Origin of the sequence: Prochlorococcus marinus XMU1411, from assembly GCF_017696075.1 — a bacterium.
In the GTDB taxonomy this organism is placed as follows: Bacteria; Cyanobacteriota; Cyanobacteriia; order PCC-6307; family Cyanobiaceae; genus Prochlorococcus_A; species Prochlorococcus_A marinus_V.
In genome coordinates this window covers 140741-164054 of the sequence record NZ_JAAORI010000003.1, presented here as the reverse complement: position 1 = coordinate 164054, position 23314 = coordinate 140741, and the positions used below count along the sequence as shown (strand labels likewise).

The 23314-nt window shown below is 31.6% G+C and carries 26 protein-coding genes; 12 read left to right on the top strand and 14 right to left on the bottom strand.

Annotation, left to right across the window (positions count from 1 at the left end; genetic code table 11):
- Position 1: 1 nt before the first annotated feature.
- The gene (locus HA145_RS02615; RefSeq protein WP_209127718.1) at positions 2-1111 is read left to right on the top strand and encodes a DUF3153 domain-containing protein; all 1110 of its coding nucleotides are present in this window, start codon (positions 2-4) and stop codon (positions 1109-1111) included.
- Here the strand turns inward: HA145_RS02615 and priA are convergent, their stop codons facing one another.
- Both priA and HA145_RS02605 read right to left on the bottom strand, forming a co-directional pair.
- Positions 1112-3385 carry a replication restart helicase PriA gene (priA, locus tag HA145_RS02610; RefSeq protein WP_209127717.1) on the bottom strand — a complete coding sequence of 758 codons (2274 nt, stop codon included), beginning with the start codon at positions 3383-3385 and terminating at the stop codon, positions 1112-1114. It abuts the gene before it with no gap.
- Positions 3369-3527 (bottom strand): hypothetical protein, encoded by a 159-nt coding sequence (locus HA145_RS02605; RefSeq protein WP_209127716.1) that lies wholly within the window; start codon positions 3525-3527, stop codon positions 3369-3371. The genes priA and HA145_RS02605 overlap by 17 nt, the downstream gene beginning before the upstream one ends.
- 182 nt (positions 3528-3709) lie before the next feature.
- On the opposite strand from HA145_RS02605, the gene rpoD reads away from it, so the two are divergent.
- Together rpoD and hemC are read left to right on the top strand one after the other, a co-directional pair.
- Entirely contained in the window at positions 3710-4882 is a 1173-nt protein-coding gene (gene rpoD / locus HA145_RS02600) for an RNA polymerase sigma factor RpoD (protein ID WP_209127715.1), read from the top strand.
- 96 nt (positions 4883-4978) lie between these two features.
- Positions 4979-5935 (top strand): hydroxymethylbilane synthase, encoded by a 957-nt coding sequence (gene hemC / locus HA145_RS02595; protein WP_209127714.1) that lies wholly within the window; start codon positions 4979-4981, stop codon positions 5933-5935.
- Here the strand turns inward: hemC and HA145_RS02590 are convergent, their stop codons facing one another.
- On the bottom strand, positions 5936-6523 hold the full coding sequence (locus HA145_RS02590) for an inorganic diphosphatase (protein WP_209127713.1): 588 nt from the start codon (positions 6521-6523) through the stop codon (positions 5936-5938).
- A gap of 63 nt (positions 6524-6586) precedes the next feature.
- Positions 6587-8092, bottom strand: a complete 1506-nt coding sequence (locus tag HA145_RS02585; protein ID WP_209127712.1) for a carboxypeptidase M32 — start codon at positions 8090-8092, stop codon at positions 6587-6589.
- Between the two features lie 110 nt (positions 8093-8202).
- Between HA145_RS02585 and HA145_RS02580 the strand changes: the two genes are divergently transcribed.
- From HA145_RS02580 to HA145_RS02565, 4 genes are read left to right on the top strand one after another with little or no spacing between them, the layout of a single operon-like run.
- A complete protein-coding gene (locus tag HA145_RS02580; RefSeq protein ID WP_209127711.1) occupies positions 8203-8670 on the top strand; it encodes a secondary thiamine-phosphate synthase enzyme YjbQ in 468 nt (155 codons plus the stop codon).
- Positions 8671-8696: 26 nt separating this feature from the next.
- Positions 8697-8987 carry a 4a-hydroxytetrahydrobiopterin dehydratase gene (locus HA145_RS02575; RefSeq protein WP_209127710.1) on the top strand — a complete coding sequence of 97 codons (291 nt, stop codon included), beginning with the start codon at positions 8697-8699 and terminating at the stop codon, positions 8985-8987.
- Between the two features lie 30 nt (positions 8988-9017).
- Positions 9018-10064 (top strand): CobW family GTP-binding protein, encoded by a 1047-nt coding sequence (locus HA145_RS02570; protein ID WP_209127709.1) that lies wholly within the window; start codon positions 9018-9020, stop codon positions 10062-10064.
- Between the two features lie 28 nt (positions 10065-10092).
- Complete coding sequence (locus HA145_RS02565; protein WP_209127708.1) at positions 10093-11631, top strand: ABC transporter permease; 1539 nt, start codon at positions 10093-10095, stop codon at positions 11629-11631.
- Here the strand turns inward: HA145_RS02565 and HA145_RS02560 are convergent.
- The 4 genes from HA145_RS02560 to HA145_RS02545 are packed head-to-tail and all read right to left on the bottom strand — an operon-like array spanning position 11628 to position 14783.
- Positions 11628-12584 (bottom strand): hypothetical protein, encoded by a 957-nt coding sequence (locus HA145_RS02560; RefSeq protein ID WP_209127707.1) that lies wholly within the window; start codon positions 12582-12584, stop codon positions 11628-11630. The genes HA145_RS02565 and HA145_RS02560 overlap by 4 nt on opposite strands.
- Entirely contained in the window at positions 12581-13807 is a 1227-nt protein-coding gene (larC, locus tag HA145_RS02555) for a nickel pincer cofactor biosynthesis protein LarC (protein ID WP_209127706.1), read from the bottom strand. Before larC ends, HA145_RS02560 begins: the two co-directional genes overlap by 4 nt.
- A 39-nt stretch (positions 13808-13846) precedes the next feature.
- Positions 13847-14458, bottom strand: a complete 612-nt coding sequence (locus HA145_RS02550; RefSeq protein WP_209127705.1) for a hypothetical protein — start codon at positions 14456-14458, stop codon at positions 13847-13849.
- Positions 14459-14498: 40 nt separating this feature from the next.
- Positions 14499-14783, bottom strand: coding sequence for a hypothetical protein (locus HA145_RS02545; protein ID WP_209127704.1), 285 nt, complete (start codon positions 14781-14783; stop codon positions 14499-14501).
- A 70-nt stretch (positions 14784-14853) separates the two neighbouring features.
- Here HA145_RS02545 and xth point away from each other — a divergent pair, with 70 nt between their 5' ends.
- Together xth and hemL are read left to right on the top strand one after the other, a co-directional pair.
- Positions 14854-15699, top strand: a complete 846-nt coding sequence (gene xth, locus HA145_RS02540; RefSeq protein ID WP_209127703.1) for an exodeoxyribonuclease III — start codon at positions 14854-14856, stop codon at positions 15697-15699.
- Positions 15700-15926: 227 nt separating this feature from the next.
- Entirely contained in the window at positions 15927-17228 is a 1302-nt protein-coding gene (gene hemL / locus HA145_RS02535; protein ID WP_209127702.1) for a glutamate-1-semialdehyde 2,1-aminomutase, read from the top strand.
- A gap of 72 nt (positions 17229-17300) precedes the next feature.
- Here the strand turns inward: hemL and HA145_RS02530 are convergent, their stop codons facing one another.
- The 5 genes from HA145_RS02530 to HA145_RS02510 form a co-directional block, all read right to left on the bottom strand.
- Entirely contained in the window at positions 17301-18104 is an 804-nt protein-coding gene (locus HA145_RS02530) for a prohibitin family protein (RefSeq protein WP_025894130.1), read from the bottom strand.
- A 107-nt stretch (positions 18105-18211) separates the two neighbouring features.
- Entirely contained in the window at positions 18212-18421 is a 210-nt protein-coding gene (locus HA145_RS02525; protein WP_209127701.1) for a hypothetical protein, read from the bottom strand.
- Between the two features lie 27 nt (positions 18422-18448).
- Positions 18449-18946 (bottom strand): YajQ family cyclic di-GMP-binding protein, encoded by a 498-nt coding sequence (locus tag HA145_RS02520; RefSeq protein ID WP_209127700.1) that lies wholly within the window; start codon positions 18944-18946, stop codon positions 18449-18451.
- Between the two features lie 66 nt (positions 18947-19012).
- Entirely contained in the window at positions 19013-19525 is a 513-nt protein-coding gene (locus HA145_RS02515) for a hypothetical protein (protein WP_011817989.1), read from the bottom strand.
- A gap of 25 nt (positions 19526-19550) precedes the next feature.
- Positions 19551-20660: a phosphotransacetylase family protein gene (locus HA145_RS02510; protein WP_209127699.1), complete on the bottom strand. Its 1110-nt coding sequence runs from the start codon at positions 20658-20660 to the stop codon at positions 19551-19553.
- 147 nt (positions 20661-20807) lie between these two features.
- Here HA145_RS02510 and HA145_RS02505 point away from each other — a divergent pair, with 147 nt between their 5' ends.
- Positions 20808-21527, top strand: a complete 720-nt coding sequence (locus HA145_RS02505) for an SDR family oxidoreductase (protein ID WP_209127698.1) — start codon at positions 20808-20810, stop codon at positions 21525-21527.
- Between the two features lie 3 nt (positions 21528-21530).
- Here the strand turns inward: HA145_RS02505 and map are convergent, their stop codons facing one another.
- On the bottom strand, positions 21531-22370 hold the full coding sequence (gene map / locus HA145_RS02500) for a type I methionyl aminopeptidase (protein ID WP_209127697.1): 840 nt from the start codon (positions 22368-22370) through the stop codon (positions 21531-21533).
- A gap of 95 nt (positions 22371-22465) precedes the next feature.
- On the opposite strand from map, the gene HA145_RS02495 reads away from it, so the two are divergent.
- A complete protein-coding gene (locus HA145_RS02495; protein ID WP_025945734.1) occupies positions 22466-22774 on the top strand; it encodes a PepSY domain-containing protein in 309 nt (102 codons plus the stop codon).
- Positions 22775-22797: 23 nt separating this feature from the next.
- Entirely contained in the window at positions 22798-23277 is a 480-nt protein-coding gene (gene rplS / locus HA145_RS02490) for a 50S ribosomal protein L19 (RefSeq protein WP_432421778.1), read from the top strand.
- The last annotated feature ends 37 nt before the right edge of the window (positions 23278-23314 follow it).

The following is a 23314-nucleotide window of genomic DNA, read 5'->3' as shown; positions in this document are numbered from 1 at the left end:
AATGAAAACTTATGAGCAAGTTTTAGAAACAGTAGAACTTGCTTTAGCAAAAGGTGAGTATCATTATTGTATTGAATTTCTTTTGCCTATAATCGAATCATTTCCTTTATCAAGCAAAGAGGGAGTAAATTTAAGAACAATTTTAATTACTGCTCTTTGTGGTATCAATAAAAAGGAGGAGGCTAAAAGATTTTGTAAAGAACTCCTAAAATCTTACGATAATAAGACGAGAGAAAATGCAAAATATTTGATGGAAGTTATAGATTCTCCTGACATAAAAAAGCCAGAAAATTGGAACGTACAGTTTGAAAGCGACCCATCACTAAATAAAAAATCTCTTAACTCAATACGCAAGAAAAGAGAAGTATTGGAGAAAAAAAAATTTATTAATGTTACTGATTCTCCAACTGGTGAAACAAAACCTTTTAAGAAAGGCTTTTCACTAATCATTTTATTAATACTATTATTATTGATCCCAATCTTAAGTGGCTGCGTTAAAATTGAGGATACTCTTGATCTTAGTGAATTTGATTCTATAACTAATAATTTAGTTATAGAAAGTAAATACATAAAGAAATTCCCTTGGCAATTAAAATTTGAGGAGAAAATTAAAGATCTTTTCCCTGACGAAGAAATTGAACAAGACGGATCAATTTTTTCACTGAAAAATAAAAATCTGAATCTAGAAGATACTAAAAAAGTTCTCAAAACAATACAAAATACAGCAGGAGAGCTAGTTGGAGGTTCAACAGATATAGAAATAAATACTGCTCAAAAAAACTTCATCTTTTTTAAAAAATATTTTTATGAGATGAATTTAGATCTCAACTCTGTTCAAAGTGTTAATGATCTAGAACTTATTTTAAAAATCATTCATCCTAATAAAGCTGCCCTAACTAGTAAAAATAATTCAAATCTAGAAATTACAAAAAATCTCATAATCTGGAAATTACATCCTGGGCAGATGAATAGCCTCGAATTTTCCTTCTGGGACTGGAACAAAATATTAATTGGAATTTTGTTTATTCTGATAACAATAATATTGGCTTATAGTTTAAGATTCTATAGGTTTAAGTTAGGTACAGATTTACCTCAACTTCCATCAGAATAATTATAACTCTGCTGGATTAACATCAATATTTAAAAACACATTTTTAGGAACAAGTTCCCACAATAATGACCTATCTGGCAAAGGTATATTTGAACCTTCAGGACCATAAATTAATATCTGCCATCTAAATTTTTTCCCAACTTTAGAAATTAAACTAGGAGCAGGACCTATTAATTTCCAGTTATTTTTTTTACAGTAATTTAGGAGATATTTTGCTATTTTAGTTGCAGTTAATTCTGTTAATTCGTAGTTTTCACCCGATAACTTTAGTAGGCAAATTCTACAGTATGGGAATAAATTAGCATTTTTTCTTAATTTCGAAGTTTCAGTCAAAAATCCTTCATAGTCTCTTTTCTGAAGGTATGAAATTACAGGATGGCTTGGCTTGTATGTTTGAAAAATAACTTTTCCTTTTTTGTTGGCTCTTCCTGCTCTACCAGCTAATTGTAAGAATAATTGTAATGATTTTTCTTCTGCTGAAAGATCTGGACGATGGAGCAATCCATCTGCCGCGATAACGACTGAAAGAGTAATATTAGGAATGTCAATCCCTTTTGCTAACATTTGCGTTCCTACAAGGATATCAGCATCCCCTTTAGAAAATTTTGAAAGAATATCTCTATGTCCATCTTTACTTGAAGTTGTATCGCGATCAAATCGAAGAACTCTTAAGTCAGGAAATTCTTCATTTAAAAACTCCATAACTCTTTGAGTTCCTATTCCAAAAGGCTTCAAGGCATTTGAATTACAATCAGGACAATGATTAATTAGTCTCGATTTATGATTGCACCAATGGCAACTTAACCATTTTTTCCCTTGCGAACCAAGATGAACTGATAAAGGGACGTCACAGTTTGGGCAATTTATTAAGTATCCACAATTTCTACAACTTAAAAAGCCACTATGCCCCCTTCTAGGTATCAAAATTATTGCTTGTTCTTTCTTTAAAGGTAGCTTGGGAAGCAATTCTAATAATTCACTAGATAAAATTTTCATATTTCCTTTTTTGAATTCATTACGCATATCGATAATTCTTATTTCAGGAACCTCATTCCTAGATATTCTTTGAATCATACGAACCAATTTAAAATTCTTTTCATAAAAACATTTTTTCCATGTCTGCATTGATGGGGTTGCGCTTCCAAAAATTAGCTTTGCAGAATTTCTTTTTACTATTTCAATAGCAACTTCTCTTGCGTCATAACAAGGCATAGGACTATCTTGCTTGTATGAAACATCATGTTCTTCATCCATTATTATTAATCCTAGATTTTTAATAGGAAGAAATACTGCGGACCTTGTCCCTATGACTATTAGGGGTTCATTAGAACTAATGATTTGCTTCCAAACTAAAGTTCTATGATTAGAGGAGCAGTTACTATGATATTCATATACAACATTATTAAATCGACTACTAAATCTATCTATTAGTTGAGGAATTAGGCCAATTTCTGGGGCAAGTATTATACAACTTTTTTTATTAAGCAATTGATCTTCAGACATTCTCATATAAACTTCTGTTTTACCTGAGCCGGTTTCACCCCAAAGCACTAACACATGTCCCGGTTGCATCGCTTGATATTCTTGAAAAGCAATTTTCTGCTCACTTGTAAGATTTGGTTTTTTTATTGCACTTGGATCATCTTGAGAGGAATTTAATTTAGGATTTTTTGTTTTTTTTCTTTTAGATTTAACAAGGTAATTTTTTCTAACCATAGAATTAATCAAACTATAGTTAAACCCAGACTTTATTAATTCACTTTGCCAATTACCTTTTTGGGACAAGGCATTTATCAGTAAAAATTCTTTTTTAGTTAATTTATTTTTAATATCTAATTCTTTTTTTGTTCCAATCCATATTTGATCTTTTAAAACCAGAGAAATTTTCTTATGTTTACCAATCCAACCAGGTGGAAATGCAGTTTTAAACATTTTTAAATTACTAACCATATAAAAAGAGGCTAAGGATTCTATCAATTCTCTCCACCAGACATCAATTATTTTTTTTTGCAAAATACCTTCAACAAACAAATATTTTATATTTTTTCTTTTAGTAATATTTGTTTCATCTTTATTAATTTTAGAAAAGTTTTCTTTGGAGATCACCAAGCCATTTAATAACCTCCCTCTAAGTTTTACAATTACAATGTCTCCAACTTCTACGCCAAGATTATTTCCATCTAAATAGTGAAAACTATCCCTAACAGTCCCTATATCAAGCAAAACCTCAAATTTAAAAGAGATATTTGATAACTGATTACTTGCCGGCTTCAAAACTTTTTCTTAGTATTGGATTGTTGAACATTCCACAAAGTGTTTTTGCACATTGTAAGTATCCTGCTCTTAAGGGAGACATGAAGCTTGGATCATTGATTAAAAAATTCAAAAACTGATCAGCCTGTCTGAGAAATCCCAAGACTTTTTACTTAAGGTAATCTATAGCACTATTTAAATTTTTCAACAATTTTAAAAACTTTTTTTATTTGCATTTTGCGAAAAAGTTCTTTTAAAAAATAAGGTTATTTTTACTACTAATTGTACAAATTAGCCCTAAATAAAATTTTATCTAGTTAAATTCACCGTAGAGAGGAGTCCATTATGTGTCCAGTAGCAGCAGAATCAAGGAATTCTAAGCCTAGTTCAAAAAAAAAGATTAATAAAAAAATTAATACAAATCTAGAAACAGTAGTTGAAGAAGATAATAAAAATCAAAGTTTACAGCCATCTTCAGGTTTTAACGAAAGCGTAGAAAATAACAATGAATTTAGCGATTCTGAGGAAGAAGACAAAGGCCTGGGAAATATAAAGCTTGGGCCAAAAGGCATATACACCGAAGATTCAATAAGAGTTTACCTCCAAGAAATTGGAAGAATTAGACTTTTAAGACCAGACGAAGAAATTGAACTGGCAAGAAAAATTGCTGATTTACTCCAGTTAGAAGAACTGGCAACACAATATGAGTCAGAAAAAGGTCATTTCCCATCAGTTAGAGAGTGGGCCGAATTAATAGATATGCCTCTTTCCAAATTCAGAAGAAGACTTCTTTTAGGTAGAAGAGCCAAAGAAAAAATGGTTCAATCAAATTTAAGGTTGGTTGTTTCCATTGCAAAAAAATATATGAATAGAGGTTTATCATTTCAAGATCTAATACAAGAAGGAAGTTTGGGACTGATTAGGGCAGCAGAAAAATTTGACCACGAAAAAGGTTACAAATTCTCCACTTATGCCACTTGGTGGATTCGCCAAGCTATCACTAGAGCAATCGCAGACCAAAGTAGGACAATTAGATTGCCAGTTCATTTGTACGAGACAATATCCAGAATTAAAAAAACCACAAAAGTTCTTAGCCAAGAATTTGGAAGGAAGCCAAGTGAAGAAGAAATAGCTGAGAGTATGGAAATGACAATTGAAAAATTAAGATTTATAGCTAAAAGTGCTCAGCTACCTATTTCTTTAGAAACTCCAATAGGTAAAGAAGAAGACTCAAGGCTTGGAGACTTCATAGAGGCTGATATAGAAAATCCAGAGCAAGATGTATCTAAAACTTTGTTAAGAGAAGACCTAGAAGGAGTCCTAGCAACTCTAAGTCCAAGGGAAAGAGATGTTCTTAGATTAAGATATGGAATTGATGACGGAAGAATGAAAACTCTTGAAGAAATTGGACAGATTTTTGATGTAACGAGAGAAAGAATTAGACAAATAGAAGCAAAAGCTCTCAGAAAACTTAGACATCCAAATCGAAATGGGGTTTTAAAAGAATATATAAAATAAAAATAGTTAAATATAATTTTCAGCTTTGGAAAGTTGCAAAAGAATATCTTAAAATGAATTCGATTTAATTCCAATCTAAACTCAAAATAATATTTGATGACAAATTTTAAACTGAAAATAGCTAGCAGAAGAAGTAAACTAGCAATGGTTCAAACTTTATGGGTTAAAGATCAACTAGAAAAACATATTCCCAATTTAGAAGTATCCATAGAGGCCATGGCAACTCAAGGTGACAAAATTCTTGATGTAGCTTTAGCAAAAATAGGAGACAAAGGTTTATTTACAAAAGAACTTGAAGCGCAAATGCTCGTAGGCCATGCTGACATAGCAGTGCATTCTCTGAAAGATTTACCAACAAATTTGCCTAATGGCCTTAAATTAGGATGTATCACAAAAAGGGAGGATCCTGCAGATGCTTTAGTAGTAAGCAAAAAAAATGAATGCTATAAATTAGAAACCTTACCTAAAGGTTCGATTGTGGGGACAAGCTCTCTAAGAAGACTTGCACAATTAAGAAATAAGTACCCACATCTTGTTTTCAAAGATATCAGGGGAAATGTTATTACAAGAATAGAAAAATTAGATGCAGGGGAATTCGATTGTATAATTCTGGCTGCCGCTGGTTTAAAGAGATTGGGCTTTGAATCAAGGATTCACCAGATAATTCCAAGTGAAATTTCACTCCATGCCGTTGGTCAAGGAGCTCTAGGCATTGAATGTAAATCTGATGATAAAAAAGTTTTAGAAATTATAAATGTTTTAGAAGATAAACCCACTAGTCAGAGATGTCAGGCAGAAAGGGCTTTTTTAAGAGAACTTGAAGGTGGGTGCCAAGTTCCAATAGGTGTTAATAGTAAAATTCAGAATGAACAACTTTACCTTACTGGTATGGTAGCCTCTCTTGATGGAGAAAGGCTTATAAAAGATCAAGTTATTGGCAAAATTAATGATCCTGAGCAAGTAGGAATAGAACTAGCGAAAAAGCTAAAGCTCCAAGGTGCCGAAACAATTCTCAGAGAAATATTTGAAGAGTTTAGAGAAAACAAAAATTAGTTAATTTACTAATTTAGGATCAATTTCTTTTTTATATCTACTTTCGCAATCTTTAATTACTCTAACAGCTTCTTCTATTCCAAAAAAACCATTAACCGTACATGTTCCAGGTTTTTTTAGATCTTTGTAATGTTCCCAATAATACTTTGTTTCTTTTAACCAATGTTCTCCAAGGTCTTCAAAACTTGAGATATGGTCCATTCTTTTATCATCTGCTAGAACCGCTATTACCTTATCATCGACCTCTCCTCCATCATCAAATTTCATCACCCCAATAATCCTTGCCTCCACAATAGATCCAGGTATTAATGGTTCAGTTACGCCAACAATCTCGACATCAAGTGGATCTCCATCTTCGTCCCATGTCCTTGGTATACATCCATAAGCGAAAGGATATGCAAGTGAAGAATAACCAACCCTATCTAGTTTTAAGTGGCCTGTTTCTGTAATTAATTCATATTTATTTATTGTATTTGAATTCAATTCAACAATACTGTTAACTACCGTATTTGAACTATCAGTAAAAGCATCTAATATGTGCAATAAATTTGGTGTAATCCTACTTGGGGGTTGATTAAGGTTTGCCATCAAGAAATAATTTTTGTTTATCTTACATCCTCACACTCAAACTATTTATTTAAAAGTAATGTTTCAGTAAATATCATTTATCTTAGACCTTAAATAATTAATAAAATAGTTTGGTGATAGTTCTTCGTTGGTGACAGTTCTTACCAATTCCATAGAATTAACTGATCTGCCATATTTATGAATATTATTTCTTAACCAAAAAATGATTTTTTGATATTCACCATTTTCGACTAAATTATCAATCAAACCAATTTCTTTTTCCATTTGAGAAGATATTTGCGCACTTATAAGATGACCTAACAAGTATGAAGGAAAATATCCAAAAGCTCCTTCGCTCCAGTGAACATCTTGTAGACAACCTTCTGAATCATTAGATGGTTTTATTCCAAGGAGTTCACCATATCTTTTATTCCATTCTTCTGGAATATCTGCGGCAGACAAATCTCCTTCAATCAAATCTATTTCAAGTTCGGTTCTTATTAATATGTGTAAGCCATAAGTCAATTCATCTGCCTCAACCCTGTTGAATCCTGCTTCCATATGATTAATAGATTTCCAGAGTTCTAAATAATTATTTAAAGAACATCCAGCCGAAACAAATTTTTTAAAAAATCTTTTTGAAAAAGATTTTGATTTAACTATTCTATTTTCCCAAAATAAAGATTGGCTTTCATGAATCCCCATGGAAGTTGCTTGACCTAATGGCCAAGCAAACCATTGATGACTTTGCGATGGCAGACCCTGCTCATAAATTGAATGACCCCACTCATGAGCAGTTGCTAAAAAACTTGATAATGGTTCGCCATCAACAATTCTTGTGGTAATCCTATAATCATTAGGTCCTAATGTGATCGAAAAAGGATGAGGTGATTTGCCAACAATAACGAGATCTTTATCCCTCCCAAACTCATCAAGTAATTTAGAACATAAATCTTGTTGAGATTCTGGATCTAAATCCCAATAATTTTTTTTTGACTGATTAATTCCTCCAATCAAGGCCGGGATGGTTTCTTTCAATGGTTGAAACATTTTTTTCAACCATTTCAAAGTCAATTCAGGCTCAAAGGGTTGAGCAAGTGTCTCCCATGGTGAATATTTATCAGATATTTGTTTTGCCTCTTCAATCCGCAATTTGACTAATTCTTCAAAGAATGGAAGAAAAATTTTAAAATCTGATTTTTTCTTGGCCTCTTGCCAGCTTTCATAGCCTTTAGATTTTGCTTTTGCTAAAGAAACGACTAATTTAGGATCTAAGTTTCTTTCTCTATTAAATTCTTTCAATAAAAGATTAATATTTCTTTCTTTATCTTTAATAAAAAGTTCATTATCGGAATTTCGTTCAATATCTAATAGTTCTTTATTAGCAGATTGTATTAAGTTAGAAAATTCTTCAGATGAGTTTCTTTTATGCAATACTTTTGCAATATAAGTAAGTTGTTCAGACCTCCAAGAAGCTCCTTTCTTTGGCATCCCAGTATTCTGATCCCAATAAAGTGTATTCTGGATTGAGCCTAATATTTGAGTTTCTTTTAGATAAGCCCCTAGCTTATTCCATTGAGTTTCAGCCAAAAATCTAAATTAAATTAGATTCATCTTAAGATAAAAATTTTAATGTATGAATAAAAACATACATCTTATATCCATAATAGGATATTGATTAATTGGGTTTTGACTTAGATATGGAACAAATTTTTTCAAAAATAAAATTTTTAACCCATGGTGAGGGTTTTATTGACATCACAAATGATTTGAATTTTTTTATTGGTAAAAATAATTTTCATTCCGGAATTTTCAATTTAACTTCACTACATACCAGTTGCAGCTTAACTATTAATGAAAATGCAGATCCAAATGTACTAAAGGACCTAAAAAAATATATGCAATCTATAGTGCCATATGATTCCTACTTATCCTTGTCAAAGGATAGAGAAGAAATAAACTATAAACATTATCAAGAAGGAGCTGATGATATGCCAGCACATATTAAAACATCCCTAACAAACACTTCTTTATCTTTAAGTTTTCAAGACGGTAAAATTATGCTTGGCACATGGCAAGCAGTTTATTTATGGGAACATAGATTTGAACAAAAGGAAAGAATTATAAACGTACATATAATTGGTGAGAAAAAAGAAAAATATTTATAATGTATTAAATTCAGATAAGTTATTTAATGAAACCTTACCTTTTGCATGATGATGAATTGAAGGAATTAGTTGTCAAAATACCTGGTTGGGAAGTTAACTCTGAACAAATCCAAAGAGAATTTAATTTCGCTAATTTTATTGAAGCATTCTCATTTATGACTAAAGTTGCTTTAATCTGTGAAAAATATAACCATCATCCCAACTGGGATAATGTTTATTCAAAAGTAATAATTAGATTAAATACACATGATTTGGGAGGAATTACAAATTTGGATCAAACATTAGCTTCAGAAATTAACAATATTTTCGATAAATAAATTTAAAACCTTATTCATTAAATAGTCATTATGTCTAAAAAATTGTTGCCAGTTACGATAATTAGTGGCTTCTTAGGATCTGGTAAAACCACACTTCTTAATTATATTTTAAAAAATCAAATTGGTATTAAAACAGCTGTTTTAGTTAATGAATTTGGAGAAATTGGAATAGATAATGATTTAATAATAGAAGGCTCAGAAGATATGATCGAATTAAATAATGGATGTATATGTTGCTCTATTAATGGTGAATTATTAAATACAGTATCCAAAGTTTTAGAAAGATCTGAAAAAATAGACTATTTAATTGTTGAGACTACTGGGCTAGCAGATCCATTGCCAGTAGCCATGACTTTTGCAGCTGGAGATCTTCGAGAAAAAGTAAGATTAGATTCAATCATCACTGTTATTGATGGAGAAAATTTTGATTTTGAAATTAAAAATACAAGTGTCGCCTATTCTCAGATTTTATATGGAGATATTCTTCTCCTAAATAAATGTGATTTAGTCAACGAAGAACAATTAAAGAAAGTCGAAACATTTATAAATAAAATAAAAAAAGAACCAAGGATATTGAGATCAACCAATAGTGAAGTTGGATTACAAACAATAATGAGTGTAGGTCTATTTGAAACAGATACTTTTAAATTCGATAAGGATAAACAAGATGTAGAAGACAATTCTCACGATCACTCTTCCCATTCTCACGATCACTCTTCCCATTCTCACGATCACTCTTCCCATTCTCACGATCACTCTTCCCATTCTCACGATTTGAATAATAATATTGAGGGTTTCACATCAGTTTCTTATGAGACATTTGAACCATTCTCCTTAAGGAAGTTTCAATATTTCTTAGATAATCAAATCTCACAAAATGTATTTAGGGCGAAAGGAATATTATGGTTTATGGAAAGTGATAGAAAACACATTTTTCACCTATCTGGAAAACGATTTTCTCTTGATGATGAAGAATGGACAAAAGAAAAATCTAACAAGATCGTATTAATTGGTAAAAACTTAAATCATCAAACTATTAAGAATCAACTTTCATCATGTAGATTTAGTACAGATTAGTATTTAAATATTAGGATTTAATTAATTTTTGAAAATACTTATTAAAGGATTTAAAAAAGCATTAACCGAATTAAAACTTTTTTATTTTACTTCGTTTATTGTCGCACTTTTAGTAATCATCCCAATTTCCAATTTTCTTATTGAGGGAGTCCAATATGTTGTAAGTGGGAATTTTTCATTAGGTATTGCTGGAGAAGAAGAGGTATTAGAAACTTTAAAAGTTTTAGTACTAACAAGTTTTTTTGGAGGAGGATTAGGCACTTTAAATGGATGGTTACTTTCAAATTGTGATTTTAAGTTCAGAAAAGTTCTACGCATTTGTCAGCTCATTCCACTAGCCGCCCCAGCATACCTAAGCACAGCTATTTTGCAGGATTTAGGAAGTATTTTTGGGTATCAAGTAACCGGTTTATGGTGGGGGGTATTAATACTTTCAATATCTACTTATCCATATGTATTCATTCTTGCTAACGAAAGTTTTAATAAATTTGGAGTCAATCAAATCAATGCTAGTAGAGGATTAGGCGTTGGGCCATGGAGAAGCTTCTTTAAAATCGCTTTTCCAATGGCGTTACCAGCACTAATAACAGGTATAAGTTTAATGTGTATGGAAGTAATGAATGAGTTAGGTACATTTGCATTATTAAATATTCCAAGTATTTCTACAGGCATAGCCGAAAATTGGATAATTGAGGGCAATCCAAAAAGTGCTATTGGACTATCTTTGGTAGCTTTATTAATAATTTTCACCTTAATTATTTTTGAAAAGTTCTCGAGAAGAAAATCAAAGAGGTGGAGTGAAAATCCTGCATCAAAAGACTCTCAGGGGTGGGAATTAAAAAAAACAAGAGCTCTTTTAGCAATAACAATATCTTTATTTCCTCCAATTTTCTCTTTTGGGATTCCATGTTTTTGGGTTCTGCTCAATATTGATCAAATTCAAAAAGGGTTATCTATAGAATTACTTACCCTATCATTCAGAACTTTAAGTCTAGGATTTTTTACTGCATTAATAACGATGTTATTCTCCCTAATAATTTCCTTAGCAAGACGACCAAATAAAAGCTTATTACTAGAAATAATAACAAACCTTGCGGGAATAGGTTATGCAATTCCAGGCACTGTATTAGCATTATCTTTAATAAGCATTTTTTCTCCAAAATTCAATTTCGTTGCTATTTGCCTTCTAATTTGGGGTTATCTTGTTCGATTTCTTACTATTTCTAAGGGTTCTATTGATTCAAGTCTTGAGAGAATTTCTCCTAGTCTTGATGAAGCTGCACTTGGACTAGGAGAGAATTGGACGGGAATCATAAAAAGAATTCATCTACCTCTTCTTCAGGGACCAATATTCGTAGGGTCACTTTTAGTTTTTGTGGACACGATAAAAGAATTACCCATAACCTTTATTTTGAGACCATTTGATTTTGATACATTATCTGTGAGAATATATCAATATGCTGGAGACGAGAGGATGGTAGAAGCAATATTACCAGCAATTATTATCATGACTTTAGGCTTAATCGCATCAATTACATTAATCCCAAGTTTAGAGAAAAAAAACTAAATTCTTTTAGAAAGTTTTCTTATTAGGAAAGGTAGGCTTAAGAACAAATCTGCCGAGGTAGATATAACCCTAAAATAAACTAAGCTAATAAGAATTATATTTTGTGGAATACTTTTGCCCACAAATAAAAGGAGGCAAGCCTCAAAAACGCCAACTCCTCCTGGAGCTGCCGGTACTACCAAGCCTATAGACCATGAAAAAGAAAAGATTACCAATAAAAATATAATGTTCAGAGTATTACTGGCATAAAAAGTATTTAAGCAAATATAAAACCCAATAAATTTAGATAAAACAAATCCAATTTCAAGAAATAAAGCTCTAGTAGGGAAAAATGAAATTATATTTATTCTCTCTTCAAATTGAGTCTTTGAATTTGAAAGTCTCAAAACCTCAAAAACTTTTCCCTTAAGAGAAACTAATCTTTTTAATATCATAAAAATAAATTTCCTATTTAGGAATACCAAAGGAACAATTAAAAAAAAATAAAATGGTGAAAAAATCAATCCCATTGATGCCAAGAGAAAAGATCCACTCAACATAAAATAAGGTTCTATAAGTGTCGAATAAAAAGCAATCTGAGGATTACTTATTTTTTTTATAAAATTAAATCTTTCCACAAAATGCCAAACCCCTCCTGGAACGTATTTAAGAATATTGGTTAAAACATAAAAAGAGACTAGATTATTACTTTTAAATTCTTTCCCGAACCATCTAACAATATATTTCCATGCATAAGCATTCAGGTAAATACTTAAAATACAAAATAAAAATGAAAAAAATAGATTAATTCCATTTCTTTCTAAATTGACATCAAAAGAAATCTGATCAATATTATCAAAAAAATAGATACAAAAATAGGACAAGCTCGTAATAAAGAAAATGCTCTTTAAACAACTAAAATTAATTTTTTTAAGGAATTTAAAATTTTGTTGATTACTTGAGTTAAATCTCATTTCCAGTTTTCAAATGCTTTAAATTTTTTACTTGATTCTTTTATTATCTTTCTTATTTCGTGCGTTGATATTTTATGCTCTAACTCTAATCTCAAAACCTCATCATTTTCTGGTTTCATAGTTATTGATCCATCTGGTTTCAAAGTTTGTTTAACTTTTATATTTCCAAAAGTCGTTGAACATTCTCCTCTGCGTCTAAGTAATACCCACCTAGATTGGGTCCTTTCACGAACTCCTATAGTATTGGAATAATCAAACCATAATCGTCTAAAAAGTTCTTTTTTCTCTATGGGCAAGATTACTTGAATAGAAAATCCAATTCTATTTTTTTTCATATTGATAGCTTGATATGAAACGTCGTAAGCCCCCTCAATTCTAAGTTTCTCTACAAAATTAGATATATCCTCCGGTGTTTGGTCATCAATCCATGCTTCTTGTACAGATATTTCTTCACACCTTGGATTAATTTGTTCACTAATAGATGAATCATTAAATGAGTTAATTTTATAAACTCTTACCAAATTAGGGAATGGGAATTTTAAGTTACCAATTCCTACTCCATAAGAGTTCATAGAATATTTTGAAGGAGGTTCTAGATAGTCCGCTAAATTAGAAAGTAAAGCAATGCCAGTAGGCGTAGATAGTTCACCCTCTATAGAGTCAAAGCTTGACAAAACTTTAATTTTTTTTTGGCTTATTAGCTCTATTACGGCAGGAGGTGGGACAGATAATTTTCCATGTTCAGTTTGAACAAAACCTTTGCCCAACATTGGTTCATTACAATAAACCTTTGTTGGATTTAAAAAATTTAATGCCGCACATACTCCTATTATATCCACTAGTGAATCTATAGCTCCAACTTCATGAAAATGGACATCTTCAGATTTGATCCCATGAACTTTTCCTTCGGCAATTGCTAAAGATTCAAAAACTTCATAAATTGTTTGCTTTAATTTATCTTCTAAGTGCCCATTTAAAATAACTTCTTTAATACTTCTCCAAGTTCTTTTAATAGGACTCAAGTCACTATTCTGGACATTTGCTTTTATCCCTCTTATTGAACAACTTTTTGATTCTTTGAACTCTAGATGATAAAGATCCTTTAATCCAAGATCAATAAGTGGTTTTTCAATGACTTTTTGTGGCACACCTAAATCATAAAAAGCTCCTAACAACATATCTCCAGAGATGCCCGGAGAACATTCAATTAAAATATCACTCATAAATCTAAGAATTCTTGATTGGTAAAGTTGTGATGAAAATCAGTCTTTCATTCTAGATTTTTTAGAAAGATCTTGTTCAATAACTTCGTACTTAATTAATTTCAAAGAATTTCCTTCTCTATTGATATCTAAACTTACAAAACTATTAAGAAGTTCAAGTGAAAGCTCACCCTTAATAACTAATTTGAAATTTTTATTTTTTAAATTCCTTAAATTTGAAGCAGAAAATATCTTAATAACAATTTCTTTTTTTTGAGTGTTTACAAAAACTAATTCTCCTCTAACAGAAAAATAATTATCTTTTAAATCTAACTCTTCTAAAAGACTAGAGAAGTTAGTTTTTGAAGAATCATTTGGGAAATCATTAAGTTTGTAAGGATCCCAGATGCCCGCTACCTGTAAATGCAGGTTTTGAGTATTTTTATTCTTTGGATATACAATCCAAAAATAATTTTTCTTCAAATCAATATGCTTTTTTAAAAGTGATAATGCTTTACCTAATACTACTGTTTCAATTTCTTCGCCTTTCTTATCAATTAAAAAACCTCTATTTAACTTCTTACCATCATGTGGAATAAATTTACCGTTAATAATACCGATTGCTCTATACTGCAATTTATTAGTAACTGGTGGGATAGGATTTTTTAACATATTTAAAATTTGAGATGAAAAATTTTTCGTATTAAATTTCTTATTTTTCCTCCAAACTACTAAAAGACTTTAACGCATCGTCAATTGCATCAGAAGGTTTAGTTGCATCATTCATACTATTATGTCTCCTAATCATTTCAACAATTTCAAATGGATTAGCTGGAATAACTGAACTATCATCTTCTCTTTTAGTTGAATTATCAATTTCTAATTCTTCAAATAAATATTCAGCATTTAAGAAATCACCTTTTAAAGAAATTAAGGAAATAAAAATAATCACTAAAGATATTGATTTAGGAAGACTTTTGTAAAAATAATTTTTCATTTTATTTAATTTCAAAATTCTTTAAAAACTAAAATCTTTGCTAATTTAATTTTACATAATTTGTAGAAATTTGTTAATAGCAACTTGGAATGTTAATTCAATAAGAACCAGACTTTCACAAATAATAGATTGGATAAATCAAGTCAGTCCAGATATTCTATGTTTGCAGGAAACAAAAGTGATGGATGATAGTTTCCCAATTGAACCTTTCGAAAAATTAGGATATTCAGTAGAGGTTTACGGACAAAAGTCATACAATGGTGTTGCCATTATTTCTAAAATTAAAGCTGAAAATGTAAAAAAAGGATTCTACGATTGCAAAGACTCTAATCAAAAAATCAGTATTTTCGAGGAGCAAAAAAGATTAATTTCTGCTGATATTAATGGTATTAAGATCATAAATGTTTATGTGCCAAATGGATCTTCACTAGAATCTGATAAGTTCGAGTATAAAATTAATTGGTTAAAGTGCTTAGCATTGTTTTTGGATGAGCAGGAAAAAAGAGGAGAATTAATTTGTCTTATGGGAGATTTTAATATTGCTCCATCAAAACTAGATATTCATGATCCGAAGAAATATGAAGGAGGAATTATGGCATCAAAGATAGAAAGGAATGCATTAGATAATGTTCTGAAAGGAAGACTAATAGATTCTTTCAGGATTTTTGAGAAAAACACTGGTCATTGGAGCTGGTGGGATTACCGTAATAACGCTTATCAATTAAATAAAGGTTGGAGAATAGACCATATCTATATCAGTAAAGAACTTGCTTCAAAACTTAAAAGTTGTGTGATAGACAGCTCCCCTAGAGAAAATTCACGTCCCAGTGATCACACCCCAGTAATGATTGATCTTAACTTGAATGACATAAATGAAGATTTTTTTGAGGATGAGGATAATTTTTTCGAAATATAAATTAAATAAATAGATATCTCTTTAAAGCCCCAAAAGGCTTATACGTAAAGGGTTGTTTAGAGATAAATTGATTTATTTGATAATTTCTTAAAAATTAATAATTTACAATCTCTACTATCGCAATAAAAATATCATAATGTAGAATTTCAATCTTATTGACAAAATTTTTACTTATTTCTAATTTAGGACATGACAAAATTTTTCTCAAAGCTTTATTTAGTTAAACAGTGACTGATATATTAAATCTCACCAAATCTGAAGAAATTTTCTCCGCTGCTCAAGAATTAATGCCGGGAGGAGTTAGCTCTCCAGTAAGAGCCTTCAAGTCCGTAGGAGGTCAACCAATTGTTTTTGATAGAGTCAAAGGTCCCTTCGCTTGGGATATCGATGGAAATAGATATATTGACTACATAGGAAGTTGGGGCCCTGCTATTTGTGGTCATGCCCACCCTGAAGTTACAACGGCATTACAGGAAGCTATTGAGAAAGGCACCAGTTTTGGAGCTCCATGTGTTTTAGAGAACAAACTTGCACAGATGGTAATAGATGCTGTTCCATCTGTAGAAATGGTTCGATTTGTAAATAGTGGAACTGAAGCCTGTATGGCTGTTTTAAGGCTCATGAGAGCATTTACTGGTAGAGATAAAGTTATTAAATTCGACGGTTGTTATCACGGCCATGCTGATATGTTTTTGGTAAAAGCAGGATCAGGTGTAGCCACTTTAGGATTACCAGACTCTCCAGGAGTCCCAAGATCAACAACTGCAAATACACTTACAGCTCCTTACAATGATCTTGAGGCAGTAAAAAAACTATTTTCCGAGAATCCTGATGCCATTTCGGGAGTTATTCTTGAACCGATTGTAGGTAATGCTGGCTTTATTACACCTGAGCCTGGATTCCTAGAAGGCTTAAGGGAATTAACCACTGAAAATGGTGCCTTATTAGTTTTTGATGAAGTAATGACTGGGTTCAGAATAAGTTATGGAGGCGCTCAAGAAAAATTTGGAGTTACTCCTGATTTAACCACACTTGGGAAAGTTATTGGCGGAGGGCTACCTGTTGGAGCTTATGGAGGTAAGAAAGAAATAATGTCAATGGTGGCTCCTTCCGGACCGGTATATCAGGCAGGTACTTTGAGCGGAAACCCGCTCGCAATGACTGCTGGAATAAAAACGCTTGAGCTACTCAAACAAGAAGGTACCTACGATAAACTAGGATCAACAACTTCTAGATTAATTGAAGGGATAATTCAATCTGCAGAGAATAATGGGATTCCTATTAACGGTGGAAGTGTAAGTGCTATGTTTGGATTTTTCTTATGCGACGGGCCAGTAAGAAATTTTGATGAGGCCAAAACTAATGATGCTGAACTATTTGGCAAGTTGCATAGAGAAATGCTTCAAAGAGGGATTTACCTTGCCCCAAGTCCTTTTGAAGCTGGTTTCACATCACTCTCTCATAGTGAAGAAGAAATTGATAAAACTATCGAAGCTTTTGATCAATCTTTTAATGCGATAAAAAAATAATCATTTACCAAGTTTTCATTCAAGAAAAATAAGTAAATGATTAAATGTTGCAGAAACTTATATTTTAAATAATTATCTTCTACCACCAACTATAACTGGAGGGCTTCCTCCTTCAGAACCTGGAAGGCCAGGGACAACTTGTGTGCTTCCATCCCATTTATCAAGAAATAATTTGAACAACACTTGATCGTCAAGACTTCTATTTAGCGTTTCATATCTAAGTGCTTCTTGTTCAGCAATTTCTACTTCTGTTTTTGCTCTAAGTAATTGCTGACCAGCTATTTGCTTTTGTTCAATAGCAGCTCTGTATTCTTCAGCAATCTCTAATCCAGTAAGATCTAAACTTTTAACGTCAACATAATCGAACGAATTAAGTTCTTGAGCAACAGTATCTCCTACCTTTTCAGAAATTACTGCAAATTCAGTAGCGATTGTTTCTAGCTCGTACTGCGAAAAAACTGATTTTAGAGCTTTAAGTAAAGATGGTTGAACAATCTTTTGATAAACATCGCTATTTCTACTTGCAATTGTTGCAAAAATTCTTCCTGCTTCGTTAGGTTTTACTGAATACTTAACAGTAGCTGTAGCCCTAATAACCTGAAGATCTTTAGTTAAAGTTTCAAATTTTTCTGGTTGAACTTGTGTTTTTATATCAAATGGATATACAGACTGAACAAATGGAAGTTTAAAGTTTAAACCAGCTCTCCTAGAGGGACCACTTACTTTTCCCAATGTTGTAACCACTGCAACTTGTCCAGAGGGGACAACAAAGAGAGATTGAGTGAGTAAAAGAAAGCCTGTAAAGGATAATACAATTAATAATGTTGCTGTCCCACCAGGACCTGTTGGGGTTACATTTTTAAAGGATGTTGACATTAAGTTTTTTTGTTTAATTAATCATATTTTAATTGACTAATTAGTGCATTAATAAGCCATTTAATTAAAATATTTTTTTAATAATTGCGAACAAAAATACAGATATTTTAGGCGATATTTGATTTAATTTCTCGTAAAAGTTCTAAATAAAGGTCCTCATCTATTTCCCTTATATCATATTCAGAGGGTAAAGCACCATGTTTATATTCATGTACCGCCATCCAACAAAATTTCTCTATTTCTTCTTTAGAAAAACGAGGATAATCTTTTACTTTCTTAATCAATGATTTAATGAGAGATTCTGAATAATCTGCCATAATGTAAAAATTATCTATGTAAAGATCTTATCTAAAGTTATTAGCTTTTAGAGGAATATTCAAAGACTCCTCCAACTCAGTAACAAGCTTAATTGCTAATTGAAGATCATTTTTACTCTTACTAGCAACTCTGAGTGTTTCGCCATTTATGCTGACATTAATTTTTTTTATTTGATCTCTAATATTTTTGCTGATTTTTTTTGCAATTTCTTGTTTAATTCCTTGTTTTAATAAAATTGTCTGTTTTACTTTATTTCCACTAACCATTTCAATTTCACCGTAGTCAAATATTTTTAAAGACAAGTTCCTTTTTATTGCCTTTTGTCTAATTATGTCATTAACAGCATTTAAGGTAAGTTCGCTATTTGTAATTATAAAAATATTTTCTTTATCTAAATCAACTGAAGTATCTGTGCCCTTAAGATCGTAGCGCTGAGAAATTTCTCTTTTTACTTGATCCAAAGTGTTAACTAATTCCTGTCTATCAAAATCAGAAACCACATCAAATGAAAAACTTTCTGCCATGGTAAATTATTAAACGCTAAATATTATTAGCATAAATCATCTTTTCATGAGGGGAAATGGATTAATTTAATCAAAAAATAACAAACTAACCACTTTTCCCATTTCTTCCGCACATCTACAACTATTTAGCAAAGTTTCACTATCGTGAAAGGCAAAACATATTAATTGGTCGCACCTAGTAATAATTTCTTGATTACAAAGACTGCTTGCAAGTGGTAAAGGTAATTCATCATTTTCACTTTTTTCAACCAAATGCATAACCCTTTCAAGTTGATCCTTTATTTCAGGTATTTGTCTATCAAGACTTTGTGGTAATAAAACAGTTAATAGAGATGGATTGATATCCAAGACAGCTCGAATAACAGCTGCATTAACACCTTGAGATCCAGAAGTAAGGATATTATGCCCTTCCTCTGCTAACGACCTTGCTATTAATTCAATTAAGTGGATATCTACAACAGGCACGTGTCTACTACCCAAAAAAGCAATTCTCCTTTTCCCATTATCTTGGAGTTTTGCAAGTTCTTGAGCTAAGGCATCAACGCCTTCAGTTGCTGGTAGATCTAGAGAGCGACTCAAAATAATATAGTTCCTATATTTGAAATTAGCATTTATCTGAAAAATTGCAGGGAAAATCTATCTTTTCGAGAATTCTTTTTAGATTCACATGCTCTTGAACTAATTGAATAGCATAAGATGCTTTAACTGATTCATGTATTCTGACGTGACCAAAAGCTTGTTCAATAATTTCTACAGAGGAAAGAGTATCTAATCCCACTTTTAAAATTGGTACCTCCAATTCCTCAGCTCTATGAATCAATTGTGATAAAGGGTCTCCCAAACCAGTTAAAATTAGACATTGAGTCGAAGCCTCCAAAGCAGCAAGCTGTATATCAGTTCTATCAGCTCCAGTAACTACAGCCATATTTCGTCTTCTCCTGAAAAATTCCATTGCAGAATTTACCCCCATTGCACCAATACTTAAGGTTTCAACAAGTAATTGATCTTTTTCAGGGCAACAAATTACTTGAGCATCCAGTCTTCTTACAAGCTCACCAACGGTGACACTTCTTAGAAGCGGTGATTTAGGCATCACCCCAAACACTTCAATTTCCAGCTCTTTAAGAGAAGGTATTATTTCATTTTTAACTTTTTCTACTTCTTGCGGCAACACTCCGTTCAGTACAACTCCAGCCAATTTCTCACCTAATTGTTTTTTCGCATCAAGTAATGAATCCACGCTTTTACAATCTTCCCATAAATTCACAATTAAAACTTTCGCATCTAAATCCTTAGCCAATTGTGGGAGACTTAAGCCATAAATCATACCTTCATGAAGACTTCCAGCTGCCTCTAAAATATTCAGACCTTCAAAATCATCATTAACCAATCCTTCAATTTGATCAAAACCTTTTCCTGGGAGTAAGTCTTTATTAAAGATTCTTTTTTCAGCTGATATATTGTCCAACAATCCTACTGAAGAAATTAAATTCTCCTCTTTGATATTTAATGTAGATCCAATAAACTTAACATCATCATCGATTAATCCTTCATAAGACATTGAAGGCAGATTAGTAAGTTCTATGCATGTTGCTAATGGTTTGCCAATACGTACTTTTTTTTTCTCTTGTAAGAGTCTTTTTGCTATCCCAAGAACCAATGCAGACTTACCACTAAATGGTTCACATGAACCAATTAACAATATATCGCTCATAATTAGTGAAATTGTTTATCAATAGGTTTAAGATAATGTTTTTTTTAGAACTAAACAAATATTTATTTATGAGTTTTAATCAAATAATTAAATTTGTTTTTTGGTAAATTTATTTTAATCCTTTGGTATTTCATCAAAACTAATAAAATGATTAATTCAACTCCCAACAAACAAACCATTGGTATAACTGGAGCTTCTGGCGCACTAGGGAAAGAATTAACAAAGTTGTTTCGTCAAAAAGGGTATAAAGTGATTGGATTCACCCATAGTATAAATAACTATGAAAAAAATCTTGAATCTCCAAATGAATGGATTAGATGGGAATGTGGGAAAGAATTTTTATTAAAAAAACATTTACGAAAAGTAGATATCTTGATTTTGAACCATGGAATCTATGATTTGAGTAGAGAAAATTCTAATTATGAAAAATCTATAGAAATAAATGCATTAAGCAAATTCAAATTTTTAAATTTATTTGAAGATATAGCCTCAAGTAGTCAGTCATTAATTAAAAAAGAAGTTTGGATAAACACATCTGAAGCAGAAATATTGCCAGCATTAAATCCATCATATGAAATTAGTAAATCCCTTATTGGTAAATTGGTTTCTTTCAAAAAAAATCTTTTGGATAAAGATACCAAGAAAAAATTAATAATTAAAAAAATTATCTTGGGGCCTTTTAAATCAGAACTAAATCCCATAGGAATTATGAGTCCAAAATTTGTTTCTAAAAGAATTTATGATTTAGCTAATTCAAAAAATTATTTATTAATAATTAGTCCAAACCCTTTAACATATGTACTTTTTCCATTGAAAGAATTTTTTAATTTTTTATATTGCCAAATTATCTATAAATATAAATCTTAGTGCCTAAAAATCTCGATCTGTCAATATTTCAATACCATCTTTTAAAACAACTATTGTATGCTCCCATTGGGCCGATAGTTTTCCATCTTTTGTTATTACGGTCCATCTATCATTGAGTGTTTTGCAAAATTTAGTCCCTTCATTAACTATAGGTTCCACCGCTAATGTCATTCCTTCTCGAAGGACGACGTTAGGCAATTCTTTAGTCCGAAAATTAAATACCGATGGTTCTTCATGAAGATTTCGTCCAACTCCATGACCTGTATAGTCTTCTACAACACTAAAGCCATTTTTCACAACAACGTCTTCGATTTCCCCAGCCACATCTAGAAGTGTATTCCCTGCCTTGATTTTCGAAAGCCCCGCATACAATGCTTTAAAAGCTATATCACTAAGTTTTTGAGCCTTTGAACTAACTTCTCCTACACAAATTGATATACAACTATCTCCATGGAAACCATCTAAATATGCCCCTGTATCAATTTTAACCAAGTCACCATTTTTAATTATTTTATTTTTACTTGGAATACCGTGGACAACCTCATTATTAATACTAGAACAAATACTGGAAGGAAATCCATGGTAGCCCTTGAAACTTGGCACAGCTCCAAAACTTTTTATCCTCTTTTCTGCGAAATCATCTAAATCTTTTGTACTCATTCCAGGTTTAATTAAGTCATTAATTTCTCTCAAAACAGTAGCTACAATTCTGCTAGATTTTTTCATCAAATTTATTTCACGTGAAGACTTTATTTCGATTCCTCTTCTCCTCTGAATAAAAGGAACTTGATCATTAGCTTTGGAATTATTTTTATTTAACAAAAGATCTGCAAAATGTCTCATTGGAATAAATAATAGTAATAGGTAAATATCTTCAAAATAGCCTTTATGATCTTGGCTATCTTAAATCTATCAATAACAATGGGAAAGAAACGAAAATGAAAACTTTATTTAATTCTAGGCAATTTCATAAGGCTTTGGCGCCCTGGATTTTTCTTCCATTATTTATATCTTCAATTACTGGTCTTCTTTATAGGGTTTCAAAAGATTTACTGGGTTACTCTAGAGAACAAGTTCATTGGTTAATGTCTCTCCATGAGGGCGAATGGCTTGGAGATAATGGAGAACTTATATACGTAATATTGAATTCCCTTGGAGTTTTATGGATGCTCGTCACAGGATTCCAAATGTTTTCAAAAACAATTTCATTTACCAAAAAGGTTACTAAAGGCGAGTCAAAAGGTTAAGATATAGAACTTGTAGGATAATAATTACCAAAATGGCCAAAGAGAAACAAGAGAAGGATTTAGAAACTGGTATTAAAGCTGACGCATCAGTTGATGTAGCAGTTGAACAAAAAGAAAAAAATACGGTTTCTGAGACTACGCAAACCTTAACCGCATCCAATCTTATTAAGGAATTTGAGAACGAACAATTAAAAAAAGAATTACCTGAAATATATGTTGGAGACACTGTTAAAGTTGGAGTGAAAATTACAGAAGGTAATAAAGAAAGAGTCCAACCTTATGAAGGCGTTGTCATAGCAAAAAGACATGGAGGAATTAACCAGACTATTACAGTTAGAAGAATTTTTCAGGGTATAGGTGTTGAAAGAGTATTTATGCTACATAGTCCACAGGTTGCCTCTCTAAAAGTTGAACGTAGAGGTAAAGTAAGAAGAGCTAAGTTATTCTATCTGAGAGATAGAGTAGGAAAGGCTACTCGCGTAAAACAACGCTTTGACCGATAAAGTTGTAAATTAATCAACTTATTGGTCACAAAGACGC